The following is a 12,501-nucleotide window of genomic DNA, read 5'->3' on the forward strand; positions in this document are numbered from 1 at the left end:
AGTTCAACGGGCGCTGCTCGGCTTGGGGCCTCGGCGCATCCGATATGTGCTCGTAAGACGAGCGTTTGATGGGACCGTACCGCAGCGGACCCCGCTACCGGCGGGATCGCACCACGGTGCGGACTATTTTCCTACCCCCGCACAACGGGCGGGAACGGTGCCCTGTTCCCACCCGTCGCCCGAACGGTTCAGCCGCCGTACACGTGCGGCGCGAGCGTGCCGATGAACGGCAGGTTGCGCAGCTTCTCCGCGTAGTCCAGGCCGTAGCCGACCACGAACTCGTTGGGGATGTCGAAGCCGACGTACTCGACGTCGATCTCCACCTTGGCGGCGTCCGGCTTGCGCAGCAGGGTGCACACCTTCAGCGAGGCCGGGCCGCGCGAGCCCAGGTTGCCGAGCAGCCAGGACAGCGTCAGGCCGGAGTCGATGATGTCCTCGACGATCAGCACGTCCTTGCCCGCGATGTCGGTGTCCAGGTCCTTGAGGATCCGCACCACGCCGGAGGACTTGGTGCCCATCCCGTACGAGGAGACCGCCATCCAGTCCATGGTGACCTGGCTGTGCAGGGCCCGGGCCAGGTCCGCCATCACCATGACGGCGCCCTTGAGGACGCCGACCAGCAGGAGGTCCTTCCCGGCGTAGTCCTGGTCGATCCGCGCGGCCAGCTCCACCAGCTTGGCGTCGATCTCGTCCTTGCTGATGAGCACCTTCGCGAGGTCTGCGCCCATGTCGTTCTGGTCCACCGGGGATACGTCCTCAAACGTTCGGGGTCTGGGTTCGGCGGCGGCGGTACGACTGTGCTCAGTCGCCCTGCCGCCGAAACACCAGCGTGCCACACCGGCGCACGGCTTCGACGCCCCCGGGTAGGTGCAGCGGGCCCTGACCGCGCCAGCCGGTGACCAGCAGGTCCACGGTCTCCAGGTGCCGGGCGAACAGGTCACCGGCCGGGCAGCCCGCGCGCAGCGCCGCCCGGCGCAGCACCCGGCGGCGCACGGCGGGGGGCAGTTCGGCGAGCTTGCCGACCTCCAGGCCGCCCTCCGGGGCGCGCAGGTCGCGCTCGGCCAGGGCGGCCCACTGGTCCAGGGCGTCGGCGTCGTCGCGGAACAGCCGGGCGGTGCGGGCCAGCGCCTCGACCACGCCGCCGCCCAGGTGCTTCTCCAGCACCGGCAGCACCTCGTGCCGGACCCGGGAGCGGGTGTAGGCCGGGTCGGAGTTGTGCGGGTCGTCCCAGACCGGGATGGACTGCGCGGTGCAGGCCTGCCGGGTGGCGGCCCGGTCCAGCTCCAGCAGCGGGCGGCGGTAGCGGCCCTTCTGCGCGGGCATCCCGGCCAGCGAACGGGCGCCGGAGCCGCGGGCCAGGCCCAGCAGCACCGTCTCCGCCTGGTCGTCGCGGGTGTGGCCGAGCAGCACGGCGAGCGCGCCGTGGCGCTCGGCGGCCAGGTCCAGGGCGGCGTAGCGGGCGTCCCGGGCGGCGTTCTCCGGGCCGCCCCCGCGGCCCACCCGGACGGCGACCGCCTCCACCGGGTCGAGGCCGAGCTCGCGCAGCCGGGCGGCGACCTGCTCGGCGCGCTCGGCCGAACCGTCCTGCAGGCCGTGGTCGACGGTCACGGCGCCGACCCGCAGGCCGAGCTTGGGGGCCTCGAAGGCGGTGGCGGTGGCCAGCGCCATCGAGTCGGCGCCGCCGGAGACCGCCACCAGCACCAGCGGGGAGCCGGGCGCGGCGGGCGTGCGGGGCAGGCCGGAGGGGTGGCGGCGGGCGTTGCCGATCAACGTGCCGGGCACCGTCGCGGTGCCCGCCAGCACGGGCACCGGCACGGGCGCGGGCGTGCGGACCGGCCCGCCGGGGGTGACGCCCGCCTCCGCGGCGAGCTCGGCGAGGGTACGGCGGACGGCGAGGCGTATCGCCGCGACAGCGGGGTGTGGGCCCATGGTTGGCACTCCTTGGCGGAGGGGGGGTACGTCGGCCGCCTGTCAGCTCTCGGTCACCAGGCGCTCACAGATGGTCGCAGAATCCGGACACCGCCCACGCCACCCGCGCCAACGGCGGATCCACCGTCCCACGTACGGGTGAATGGAGAAACGTTACGTCTGCCGCCAGGTGTACGACTCGCCCGCTCGACGGACCGGTCGGGAGGGGAACCGGACCGGTCCGGTTCCCGCGCTCAGCCGATCACCCGGGCCACCCAGGACGCCGGGTCGTGGACCTCCTCCTTGGTCGGCAGCGTGTTCGGCGAGGTCCACACCCGGTTGAAGCCGTCCATCCCGACCCGCTCCACGACGCCCCGGACGAACACCGCGCCGTCCTGGTACTGCCGCAGCTTGGCGTCCATCCCGAGCAGTCGGCGCAGCGCCAGGTCGAGCCGGCCGCTGCCGCGGTCGCGGCGGCGCTGGAACTTCTCCCGGATCTCCGCCACCGAGGGCACCACCGCGGGCCCCACCCCGTCCATCACCACGTCCGCGTGGCCCTCCAGCAGCGACATCACCGCCGTCAGCCGGGCCAGGATCTCCCGCTGCGCGGGCGTCTGGACCAGGTCGGTGACGCTGGGCGCGTCCTCCCGGCGGACGCCGGGCCGGCCCGGGAGGGGCAGGCCGCCGAGCGCCTCGCGCAGCCGCTCCAGGAAGGCCGCCGGGTCGACGTCGGTCTGCGCCAGGAACTCCTGCACCTCGGACTGGATGTGGTCGCGCAGCCACGGCACCGCGGTGAACTGGGTCCGGTGGGTCTCCTCGTGCAGGCACACCCAGAGCCGGAAGTCGTGCGGGGCGACGTCGAGTTCGCGCTCCACCTGGACGATGTTCGGCGCCACCAGCAGCAGCCGCCCGGGCGGCACCGCCAGGCCGCGCCGCGGTTGGTCGAACAGGCCCTCCGGGCTGTCCGGGGCGCTCGGCAGCTCCGCCGGGGCGAAGGTCTCGTACTGGCCCAGCACCTTCGCCGACAGGAAGGCCAGCACCACGCCGACCTCCACCCCCGTCGCCTTCGCCCCCGCCGAACCGGCCACCGCCGCGCCCCGGCCGCCGCCCTGCCGCCGGGCCGCCAGCCGGTCGGTCAACGGCCGCACCACCGTCCGGAAGCCCGCCACGTTGGCCCGCACCCAGCCGGGCCGGTCCACCACCAGCACCGGCGTCCCCGCCGCCGCGGTCGACCCCATCCGGGTGTACTCCCGCACGTGCCGCTCCGCCTCCGCGGCGTGCCGCCGCAGTTCGGCGACCGCGGCCCGGGCCTCGTCCCGACCGATCCGCGGGCCCGGCCGGGCGAGCCGCGTCGCGGTCGCCACCGCGAGATCCCAGTCGACCATCTCCGCACCGCCGCTCGCGCTCGTCATGCCCTCACCGTACGTGCTGGCCCCCTCCCCGGGGAGGGACCCCGCGCACGGCTACCCGCCCCGGGCCGGGACATGCGGAGCGGTGCCGCTCCTCCGGCCGCCGGGGCCGGCCGCCCCCGCGGGGTCAGCAGCCGCAGGCGGCGATCCTGGCGACGATGCGGTCGACGGCGGCGCGGGCCGCGGTGGGGTCGGCGTCGGTGCGGGTCATCAGGGCGAAGGCGAGGACGCGGCCGTCGGCGTCGACCACGGTGCCGGCCAGGGTGTTGACGCCCTGGAGGGTGCCGGTCTTGGCGCGGACGATGCCGGCGGCCTCGTTCGCGCCGGACTTGGCGCCGAACCGATTCACCAGGGTGCCGGAGAAGCCCGCGACGGGGAGGCCGGTGATGACCGGGCGGAGTTCGGGGTGGGCCGGGGCGGCGGCCGTGGCGAGCAGGTCGACCAGGGTGATCGGCGGGATCAGGTTGGCCTTGGCCAGGCCGCTGCCGTCGGTGAGCACCACCCCGTCCAACGGCACGCCGAGCGCGGCCAGTTCGCCGGTCACCGCCTTGGCCGCGCCCTCGAAGCTGGCGGGCTGCTTCGCGGCGAGCGCGGCCTGCCGGGCGACGGCCTCGGCCAGCGTGTTGTCGGAGGTGGTGAGCATCCGCTCGACCAGCCGTCCGATCGTCGGCGACTCCACCCGGGCGAGCTCGGTGGCTCCGGCCGGGGCGGCGGCGGCCTGGGCGGGCTTGCCCTGGACGGTGACGCCCTCGGCCCTGAGGAACCCGGCGAAGGAGTCGGCGGCCTGCCCGGCGGGGTCGAACACCCGGGCCGGGGCCTCGTCGGGCGAGCGCGGGTCGATCCGGCCCTCGTCGACCATCAGCGGGGTGACCGCGGCGATGTTCGTCGCGTCGTGGTCGTGGTGCAGCAGCGGGCCGGTGTACAGCGAGGTGTCGTAGGAGAGCTTGACCTCGGCGGTGCCGGCCGCCTTGAGCGCGGCGGCGGTGCGGTGCGCCAGTTCGGCCATCGAGGCGGGGGAGCTGTCCTGGTCGACGGGGGCGCCGCCGATCCGGACCTGGTCGGCGGGCAGGGCGGTCAGGGTGGGGTCGCCGCCGCCGACCAGGGTGATCTCGCCGGGGGCGCCGCGGACCACGGTGGTGGCGATCCGGTGCTCGGCGGGCAGCAGCGCGAGCGCGGCGACGGCGGTGGCGAGCTTGGTGGTGGAGGCGGGCGTGGCCGGGACGTTCTCCTGCGCGCCGAACAGGAACTCGCCGGTGGCGGCGTCGGCGACGGCGAAGTTCAGGGTGCCCAGCGCCTTGTCCTGGACGGTGCCGCCGAGCGCGGTGCGCAGCCCGCCGCCGGTCGGCGCCTTGCTGTCGGCGGCGTCCCCCGCGGCCAGCACCGGCCCCTTGACCGGAACCGCCCGGGGCCGGTCGCCGCGGCGCTGCGGCCGGCCGTCGCCGTGGTCGCCGCCCGGCCGGTCCTGGCCCTGGCCGTCGCCCTGGCCGGCCCGCCTGCTGTGCGCCGGGTCCGGCGAGGGCTGCGCGAGGGCCGGACCCGCGAACGTCGTCCCGCCGGCCAGCACCGCTCCCAGCGCGGCCGCCAGCGCGGCTCTGCGCCCGCGTCCCGCCCCTGTCCCTGATCTCACCGACCGGCCCCTTTCCTGAGCACACCCCGCCGTAGGAGACACTTGGATTCTGTCAGTCCCAACCCTTGGAGGAACCGTTGGAGTTCGACGTCCTGATCGAGATCCCGAAGGGCTCGCGCAACAAGTACGAGGTCGACCACGAGACCGGCCGGCTCCGCCTGGACCGCATGCTCTTCACCTCGACCCGTTACCCGGCCGACTACGGCTACGTCGAGGGCACCCTCGCGGACGACGGCGACCCGCTGGACGCACTGGTCATCCTGGAGGAGCCGACCTTCCCCGGCTGCCTGATCAAGTGCCGCGCCATCGGCATGTTCCACATGACGGACGAGGCCGGCGGCGACGACAAGCTGCTCTGCGTCCCGGCGACCGACCCGCGCTGGTCGCACCTGCAGGACCTGCAGGACGTGTCGGAGTTCGACCGCCTGGAGATCCAGCACTTCTTCGAGGTCTACAAGGACCTGGAGCCGGGCAAGTCCGTCCAGGGCGCCGACTGGGTCGGCCGGGCCGAGGCCGAGGCCGAGATCGAGGCCTCGATCAAGCGTCTGCAGGAGCAGGGCGGCCACTGAGCCGTGCCGCCCTCCGGGGCGCCCTGCCGCACCTGTGCGAGGGGCGGGAGTCCGACCGGACTCCCGCCCCTCGCGCGTTCCCGGAGCCGGGCTCAGGCGCCGTCGTCGGCGCCGTCGTTGTCGTCGAGCCGGAAGCCGACCTTCAGGCCGACCTGGAAGTGCTCGATCTCGCCGTCCGCGATGTGGCCGCGGACCTGCACCACCTCGAACCAGTCCAGGTTGCGCAGCGTCCGGTTGGCGCGGGCGATGCCGTTGCGGATCGCGGCGTCCACGCCCTCGTGCGAGGACCCGACGATCTCGGTGACCCGGTAGGTGTGGTCGGTCATGGCGGTCTCTCCCTGGTGCGGCGGCGGGTGGCTCCCCCGCCGTCCACCGTGCACCGAAGTGCCGCCCCGGGCATCCCGGGGTCGGCCGACGGGGCGGCGGGGCCGCGGTTCAGAACGCCGCGCGGACCTCGCCGACCACGGCGCCGCCGCCGTGCAGCGGGGCGGCCGCGATCCGGTCCAGCACCGGGTCCGCGAGGCCCAGGCGGCGCAGCGCGGCGGCCAGCACCGGGCCGCGGGCGCGCTCGGCGCCGTCCTCGATCTTGAAGGCGAGGGCGCGGCCGTCGGGCAGCGCCACCACCTGGACGGCCTCGGCGCCCATCTTGGACAGCGCGCCGGGCACCGCCCGCATCAGCCAGGTGTCGGCCCGGCGGGTGCCGGCCACGTACTCGGGGTGGGCGCGCATCGCGTCGGCGACCCGGCGCTGCTCGGTGCCCGGGTCGGCCAGCAGCAGGGCGCGGTAGCCGCGGGCCAGGCCGGTGAGCGAGACGGCCAGCAGCGGGGCGCCGCAGCCGTCGGTGCCCAGGTGGGCGGCGCGCTCGCCGACGGCCTCCTCCAGGGCGGTGCGGGCGAGCTGCTGGATCGGGTGGTCCGGGTCGAGGTAGGACTCCAGGTTCCAGCCGTTGGCGGCGGAGGCGGCCAGCCAGGCGGCGTGCTTGCCGGAGCAGTCCATCAGGATCGGGGCGCGCTCCCCGCCGGAGCGCAGCAGCTCCTCGGCCTCCACCTCGTCCAGCGGGAGGTCGGCGGGCAGCCGCAGGGCGGCCTCGGTGAGGCCCGCACCGGCGAGCAGCTTGCGCACCGCGGCGCGGTGGAAGGGTTCGGCGGAGTGGCTGGAGGCGGCCAGCGCGAGCTGTTCGCCGTGCAGGTCGAGGCCCGCCCGCAGGGTGGCGACCGCCTGGAAGGGCTTGGCGGTGGAGCGCGGGTAGACCGGGAGTTCGGGGGTGCCGAGCGCGTACTCGACGGCGCCGTCGGCGTCGAGCAGGACCAGCGAACCGCGGTGGCGGCCCTCGGTGAAGCCGGAGCGTATGACCTCGGCGAGGGCGGGCAGGGCGGACTGCGACACGGGTGGGTCTCCAGGGACGGGGCGGTGAGGGTGAGGGTGGGCCCCGGCCGCGTCCGCCCCGCTCAGCGCTCGCTGAGCAGGTCGTCGACCCGGGCCTCCCCCTCACGGTACCTGCGGGTGATCTCGGCCCCGCAGTCGTCCGCGGTGCGCTGCAGGGCCTGGCGGCGGCCGGAGACCTCGCGCTGGTGCTCGTCCAGGCGCTCGACGGCGGCCAGCAGGTCGGCGGTGGGGTGCGCGGCCAGGTCGGCCAGCTGGACGTCGCCCATCAGGGCGTCGGCCTCCTGCTGGTAGCGCTCGCCGCGGGGCGGGCCGAGGGTGACGTGCCGGGCCGGGCGGCGGGTCGCGGAGGGGGCGTCGGCGAGGATGGCCGGCAGGCGGTCCAGCAGGGCGCAGGGGGCCTCGTCGGCGGCCTGCAGCGGGATGATCTCCCGGCGCTGCAGTTCGGCCCGGAGGATGTCCATCCGGCCGTGCAGCAGGCGGCGCAGGTAGGACAGGTCGGCCTCCTGCTCCAGCGCGTCCCGGCGGAGCACCCGCAGTTCCTCCAGGGCCAGACCGGCCAGGCCCTCGTCGACCGCGCTCACGTCCATCAATCCGACCACCTGCCGTAGTACCAGTGCCCGCCACTAGCACGGGCCGCCCGCCACCCAGGGTTCCCCCCGGCGGGCGGTGCCACTCGTGCGGGTGACGCGGTTCGCCGGGACGGCGGACGCCCCGGCGGGGCCCGGAAGGCCCCGGACCGTCGGACAGCGTGCCACCCCGGGCCCCGGCGCCGCACGCCCGAGTACCCGAACGGCCCCCTGGCGAACACCCCTGGCTAGTACGAAGAATCCGCGCCACGGGTTCACCTGCACGGATCGGGGCGCAGCACGTGCGACCCCGGCGCGCAACCGGAGGCCGCGCGCCCCCGGCGGGCCGGGCCCGGCACAATGGGCGGCATGCGAGCAGTGGTGCAGCGGGTCGCCGGGGCGGCCGTGACGGTGGACGGCGAGACGGTCGGCGCGATCGAGGGGCCGGGCCTGTGCGTGCTGGTCGGCGCCACCCACGAGGACACCCCGGCCCGGGCCGCCCAACTGGCCCGCAAGCTCTGGACGCTGCGGCTCTTCCCGGGCAGCCCCGAGCTCTCCTGCTCGGAACTGGGCGCCCCGCTGCTGGTGATCAGCCAGTTCACCCTCTACGGCGACGCCCGCAAGGGCCGCCGCCCCACCTGGAACGCCGCCGCGCCCGGCCCGGTCGCCGAACCGCTGGTGGACGCGGTGGTGGCCGAACTGCGGGCGCTGGGCGCGAAGGTGGAGACCGGACGGTTCGGCGCCGACATGAAGGTCTCGCTGGTGAACGACGGGCCGTTCACCGTCCTGCTGGAGGTCTAGGCGCTACGCCGGGACGATCACGTCCTGGCTGGCGGGGACGCCGTCGGCCAGCAGCACCGCGTCCACCGGGGTGTTGCGCTTGACCAGGGCCAGCGCGATCGGGCCCAGCTCGTGGTGCCGGGCCGAGGAGGTGACGAAGCCGACCGGGCGCTCCTGGCCCTCGACGCGGACCTCGGTGCCGTGCGCGGGCAGCTTCTCCTCGGTGCCGTCCAGGTGCAGGAACACCAGGCGGCGCGGGGGCCGACCCAGGTTGTGCACCCGGGCGACCGTCTCCTGGCCGCGGTAGCAGCCCTTCTGCAGGTGCACGGCGCTGCCCAGCCAGTCCACCTCGTGCGGGATGGTGCGGTGGTCGGTCTCGAAGCCGAGCCGCGGCCGGTGCCCCTCGATCCGCAGCGCCTCGTACGCCCAGACGCCCGCCGCCGGGCCGAACTCCTCGGCGGCCGCGGCGAGTTCGGCGCGCGGCAGGAACAGGTCGCGGCCCCACGGGAGTTCGCGCACCGCGGCGGCCTTCCCGACCGGGGCGGTGGAGCCCGCGGGCAGGAACGCCACGGCGTACTGCTCGGTGGCGTCGGTGACCTCGACCCGGTTCCAGAACTTCATCGACTCCAGGTACGCCACCAGCGCGGGCGCGCCGCCCGGCTCGACGTGGATCCAGGTGGTCCCCCCGTCGTCGACCAGGTAGAGCGCGTGCTCCACGTGCCCGTTCGGGGAGAGCACCAGCGCCTCGGTGGCCTGCTGCGGCGGCAGTTCGCTGACGTGCTGGGTGAGCAGCAGGTGCAGCCAGCTCAGCCGGTCCGGGCCGGTCACGGTGATCACGCCGCGGTGCGAGAGGTCGGTGAAGCCGCGCCCGGCGGCCAGCGCGCGCTGCTCGCGGAACAGGTCGCCGTAGTGGGCGGCGACCCCCTCGTCGGGACCTTCGGCCGGGACGGCGCCGGGCAGGGCAAGCAGCGGGCTCTTCATACCCGCCAGCTTACGACCGCCCGCCCTCCGACTTGGCGGTGCAGTCCGCGCAGCGGCCGAAGATGGCGAAGTGCTTGAGGTCGGTGTCGAAGCCGTGCTCGGTGCGCAGGCTGTCGATCAGCGGGGCGGCGATCGCGGTGTCGGTCTCGGTGACCCTGTCGCAGTCCCGGCAGACCAGGTGCAGGTGGGTGTGCCGGCCCGCCAGGTGGTACGTGGGGGCGCCGTGGCCGAGGTGCGCGTGCGAGACCAGGCCGAGCTCCTCCAGCAGCTCCAGCGTGCGGTACACGGTGGAGATGTTGACGCCGCTGGCGGTCCTGCGGACCTGGCAGAGGATCTCGTCCGGGGTCGCGTGGTCGAGCACGTCGACGGCCTCCAGCACCAGCTGGCGCTGCGGGGTCAGCCGGTAGCCGCGCTCGCGCAGGTCGGCCTTCCAGTCGGTGGTCTCGCTGTTCGCCACGTGTTGTCCCTGCCCGGTGAGAGGTCCTGCCGACAAGTGTAGGGACCGGCCGGGTGGTCGGTCCCTACTCCGTGCGTACCGGGCCGCTCAGCGGAAGAACGCGATGCCGTCGTCCGGCAGGTCGTTGATGTCGCTGATCAGCTGCGCCGGGTTGAGCACCTTCTTCAGCTGCGCCGACATGTACGGGCGCAGCGGCACCTCGGGGGCGGCCTTCTCGCCGACCCAGAGCAGCTCGTCCTTGACCAGGCCGTACAGCCGCTTGCCGCCGCTGTAGGGGGCCGCGCCCTCGATCCGGGCGACCGCGTCGGTGGCCAGGTCGATCTGCGGCTTGCCGTCGTGCAGCTTGCCGTACCAGATCTCCACGGTGCCGTCGTCGCGGACCGAGGAGACCTCGATCTCGCGCTCGCCGCTGGTGCCGTGCTGGTTGCTGGTGACCCGCCAGAAGGCGTGCTCGGTCTCCAGCGGGCGGACCTTCTCCCCCTTCTCGTCCAGCACCCAGCTGCGGGAGCGGAACTCCAGGAAGGGACGGCCGTCGTGCCGGAAGACGACCTCCTGGCCGAAGTTGCACTTCTCGGAACCCGGGAAGTCGTGGACGCCCGCGCCCTCCCAGGTGCCGAGGAGGAAGGCGAGCGGGACGACGTCGCGGTGGAGGTCGGAAGGAATCTCGATCATGGTCCTGGCTGGTGTCGTCGGACGGTTACCGGGTCAACCGTACGACAGCCGTCAGCGCTGGCCCTGGTAGAGCTTCATGACGGAGAAGATGGCGAACCAGGTGATCAGCACGGCGATCACGGCCAGCAGGCTGTCGTAGAAGATCTCGAGTCCGGACACGGTGCGCTCCAGGGGCGGGTTCGACGGGCTGTGGTACGGCGCGAGTCTATCCGGCAGCCCCCGCGCCCGTAGTCTCTGGGGCATGTCGAAGAAGCTGGTCATCAAGGTCACCGCCGGGGCGGACGCGCCCGAGCGCTGCTCGCAGGCCTTCACGGTCGCCTCGGTCGCCGTCGCCAGCGGCGTCCCGGTCTCGCTCTGGCTGACCGGGGAGTCCGCCTGGTTCGCCCTGCCGGGGAGGGCCGCCGAGTTCGAGCTGCCGCACTCGGCGCCGCTGCCGGACCTGCTGGAGGCGGTCCTGGCGGGCGGGAGCGTCACGCTGTGCACCCAGTGCGCGGCGCGCCGGGACATCGCGCAGGCCGACGTGATCGAGGGCGTGCGGATCGCCGGGGCGCAGGTGTTCCTGGCCGAGGTGATGGCGGACGACGCCAGGGCGCTGGTCTACTGACCGGCCCCGTCGTCCGGGGGCTCGCGGTCCGGCCGGTCCCGGTCGTGGCCGCGCTGCTCCCAGTGCGGGTCGTCCCAGCGCGGGTCGTTCCACCAGTCGTCGTCCCGGTCGCGCTTGTTGGCCAGGACGGCGGCGACCGGCGGGATCACCATCGCGACCACGCACATGCCGATGGCGGCGCCGACCGACCAGAAGCGCACCACGCCCCAGGCCAGGACGAACAGCGCCAGGCAGACGCCCATCATCACGAAGTAGCGCACGTGCCTCCGGTGTGCCTGCACGCTTCCAGGGTAGGCCGAGGGGCCCCGGCGCCAGAAGGCGTCGGGGCCCCTCGTCACGCTGTCGCGCGGTCCTCAGACCGCGATCGCGACCTCGGTGAACTCGCCCTGGGTGGCGACCACCTGGCGGTCCACGGTGGCGCCGGGCACCAGGGCCCGCAGCGTCCACTTGCCCGGGCGGGCGAAGAACCGGAACTGCCCGGTCGCCGAGGTCGGGACCTCGGCGGTGAACTCGCCGTTCTCGTCGAGGAGCCGCACGTAGCCGTTGACCGGCTCGTCGTTGCGGGTCACCGAACCCTGGATGATCGTCTCGTTGGCCACGTCAACTCCTGCCAGGTCCGGGCCGCCGGCCTTCGCACCGCACATGTCTGTTTCCCTCTTCCTTGCTGTCGCGCGAGCCGGGGCTCAGTTGCCGAGCTCGATCGGCACGCCGACCAGGCTGCCGTACTCGGTCCACGAACCGTCGTAGTTCTTGACGTTCTCCTGGCCGAGCAGCTCGTGCAGCACGAACCAGGTGAGCGCGGAGCGCTCGCCGATCCGGCAGTACGCGATGGTGTCGGTCGCCAGGTCGACGCCCTCGGCCTCGTAGAGGGCCTTGAGCTCGTCGTCGCTCTTGAAGGTGCCGTCGTCGTTGGCGTTCTTCGCCCACGGGATGTTCTTGGCGGACGGGACGTGGCCCGGACGCTGCGACTGCTCCTGCGGGAGGTGGGCCGGGGCGAGCAGCTTGCCGGAGAACTCGTCGGGCGAGCGGACGTCGACCAGGTTCAGGGTGCCGATCGCGTTGACCACGTCGTCGCGGAAGGCGCGGATCGAGGAGTCGGCCGGCTGCGCGGTGTACTGGGTGGCGGCCCGCTGGGGCTGCTCGACGACCAGCTCGCGGGAGTCGAGCTCCCACTTCTTGCGGCCGCCGTCCAGCAGGCGGACGTCGCCGTGGCCGTACAGCTTGAAGTACCAGTAGGCGTAGGACGCGAACCAGTTGTTGTTGCCGCCGTAGAGCACCACGGTGTCGTCGTTGGCGATGCCCTTGGCGGACAGCAGCGCCTCGAAGCCGGCCTGGTCGATGAAGTCGCGGCGGACCGGGTCCTGGAGGTCCTTCTTCCAGTCGATCCGGACCGCGTTGCGGATGTGGTTCTTGTCGTAGGCGGCGGTGTCTTCGTCGACCTCGACGATGACGACCTTCGGGTCGTCCAGGTGGGCCTGGACCCAGTCGGCGTCGACCAGGACGTCGCTGCGGCTCATGTGGGTTTCTCCATCCGGGGGCGGT

General features: G+C 74.1%; 16 protein-coding genes. 3 read left to right on the plus strand and 13 right to left on the minus strand.

Annotated features, from left to right (window positions below; translation table 11 throughout):
* Positions 1–188 precede the first annotated feature (188 nt).
* The 4 genes from hpt to dacB form a co-directional block, all read right to left on the minus strand.
* On the minus strand, positions 189–728 hold the full coding sequence (gene hpt, locus QSK52_RS13595; RefSeq protein WP_033217699.1) for a hypoxanthine phosphoribosyltransferase: 540 nt from the start codon (positions 726–728) through the stop codon (positions 189–191).
* A gap of 73 nt (positions 729–801) precedes the next feature.
* Positions 802–1,929 (minus strand): tRNA lysidine(34) synthetase TilS, encoded by a 1,128-nt coding sequence (gene tilS / locus QSK52_RS13600; protein ID WP_285736252.1) that lies wholly within the window; start codon positions 1,927–1,929, stop codon positions 802–804.
* Between the two features lie 233 nt (positions 1,930–2,162).
* Positions 2,163–3,320 (minus strand): zinc-dependent metalloprotease, encoded by a 1,158-nt coding sequence (locus QSK52_RS13605; RefSeq protein ID WP_285736253.1) that lies wholly within the window; start codon positions 3,318–3,320, stop codon positions 2,163–2,165.
* Between the two features lie 124 nt (positions 3,321–3,444).
* A complete protein-coding gene (gene dacB, locus QSK52_RS13610; RefSeq protein ID WP_285736254.1) occupies positions 3,445–4,944 on the minus strand; it encodes a D-alanyl-D-alanine carboxypeptidase/D-alanyl-D-alanine endopeptidase in 1,500 nt (499 codons plus the stop codon).
* A 77-nt stretch (positions 4,945–5,021) separates the two neighbouring features.
* Here dacB and QSK52_RS13615 point away from each other — a divergent pair, with 77 nt between their 5' ends.
* Complete coding sequence (locus QSK52_RS13615) at positions 5,022–5,513, plus strand: inorganic diphosphatase (RefSeq protein ID WP_033217614.1); 492 nt, start codon at positions 5,022–5,024, stop codon at positions 5,511–5,513.
* Positions 5,514–5,605: 92 nt separating this feature from the next.
* Here the strand turns inward: QSK52_RS13615 and QSK52_RS13620 are convergent, their stop codons facing one another.
* The 3 genes from QSK52_RS13620 to QSK52_RS13630 all read right to left on the minus strand — a co-directional run bounded on the left by QSK52_RS13620 (position 5,606) and on the right by QSK52_RS13630 (position 7,486).
* Complete coding sequence (locus QSK52_RS13620) at positions 5,606–5,839, minus strand: dodecin (RefSeq protein WP_285736255.1); 234 nt, start codon at positions 5,837–5,839, stop codon at positions 5,606–5,608.
* 109 nt (positions 5,840–5,948) lie between these two features.
* Positions 5,949–6,899 (minus strand): asparaginase, encoded by a 951-nt coding sequence (locus QSK52_RS13625; RefSeq protein ID WP_285736256.1) that lies wholly within the window; start codon positions 6,897–6,899, stop codon positions 5,949–5,951.
* 62 nt (positions 6,900–6,961) lie between these two features.
* Positions 6,962–7,486, minus strand: coding sequence for an RsiG family protein (locus tag QSK52_RS13630; RefSeq protein WP_285736257.1), 525 nt, complete (start codon positions 7,484–7,486; stop codon positions 6,962–6,964).
* A gap of 348 nt (positions 7,487–7,834) precedes the next feature.
* Here QSK52_RS13630 and dtd point away from each other — a divergent pair, with 348 nt between their 5' ends.
* Positions 7,835–8,266: a D-aminoacyl-tRNA deacylase gene (gene dtd, locus QSK52_RS13635; RefSeq protein WP_285736258.1), complete on the plus strand. Its 432-nt coding sequence runs from the start codon at positions 7,835–7,837 to the stop codon at positions 8,264–8,266.
* Between the two features lie 3 nt (positions 8,267–8,269).
* Here the strand turns inward: dtd and QSK52_RS13640 are convergent, their stop codons facing one another.
* From QSK52_RS13640 to QSK52_RS13650, 3 genes are all read right to left on the minus strand, one after another.
* Entirely contained in the window at positions 8,270–9,226 is a 957-nt protein-coding gene (locus QSK52_RS13640) for a YgfZ/GcvT domain-containing protein (RefSeq protein WP_285736259.1), read from the minus strand.
* 10 nt (positions 9,227–9,236) lie between these two features.
* The gene (locus QSK52_RS13645; RefSeq protein WP_285736260.1) at positions 9,237–9,683 is read right to left on the minus strand and encodes a Fur family transcriptional regulator; all 447 of its coding nucleotides are present in this window, start codon (positions 9,681–9,683) and stop codon (positions 9,237–9,239) included.
* Positions 9,684–9,770: 87 nt separating this feature from the next.
* A complete protein-coding gene (locus tag QSK52_RS13650; RefSeq protein WP_285736261.1) occupies positions 9,771–10,355 on the minus strand; it encodes an FABP family protein in 585 nt (194 codons plus the stop codon).
* Between the two features lie 241 nt (positions 10,356–10,596).
* Here QSK52_RS13650 and QSK52_RS13655 point away from each other — a divergent pair, with 241 nt between their 5' ends.
* Positions 10,597–10,959, plus strand: a complete 363-nt coding sequence (locus QSK52_RS13655) for a DsrE family protein (protein WP_285736262.1) — start codon at positions 10,597–10,599, stop codon at positions 10,957–10,959.
* Here QSK52_RS13655 and QSK52_RS13660 read toward each other — a convergent pair.
* From QSK52_RS13660 to QSK52_RS13670, 3 genes are all read right to left on the minus strand, one after another.
* Complete coding sequence (locus QSK52_RS13660; RefSeq protein WP_285736263.1) at positions 10,953–11,240, minus strand: DUF3099 domain-containing protein; 288 nt, start codon at positions 11,238–11,240, stop codon at positions 10,953–10,955. The genes QSK52_RS13655 and QSK52_RS13660 overlap by 7 nt on opposite strands.
* Before the next feature lie 72 nt (positions 11,241–11,312).
* Positions 11,313–11,603, minus strand: coding sequence for a DUF1416 domain-containing protein (locus QSK52_RS13665; RefSeq protein WP_014137449.1), 291 nt, complete (start codon positions 11,601–11,603; stop codon positions 11,313–11,315).
* A gap of 39 nt (positions 11,604–11,642) precedes the next feature.
* Positions 11,643–12,476: a sulfurtransferase gene (locus tag QSK52_RS13670; RefSeq protein ID WP_285736264.1), complete on the minus strand. Its 834-nt coding sequence runs from the start codon at positions 12,474–12,476 to the stop codon at positions 11,643–11,645.
* Positions 12,477–12,501 lie beyond the last annotated feature (25 nt).

It is taken from the genome of Kitasatospora phosalacinea (assembly GCF_030268885.1).
Lineage (GTDB): Bacteria > Actinomycetota > Actinomycetes > Streptomycetales > Streptomycetaceae > Kitasatospora > Kitasatospora phosalacinea_C.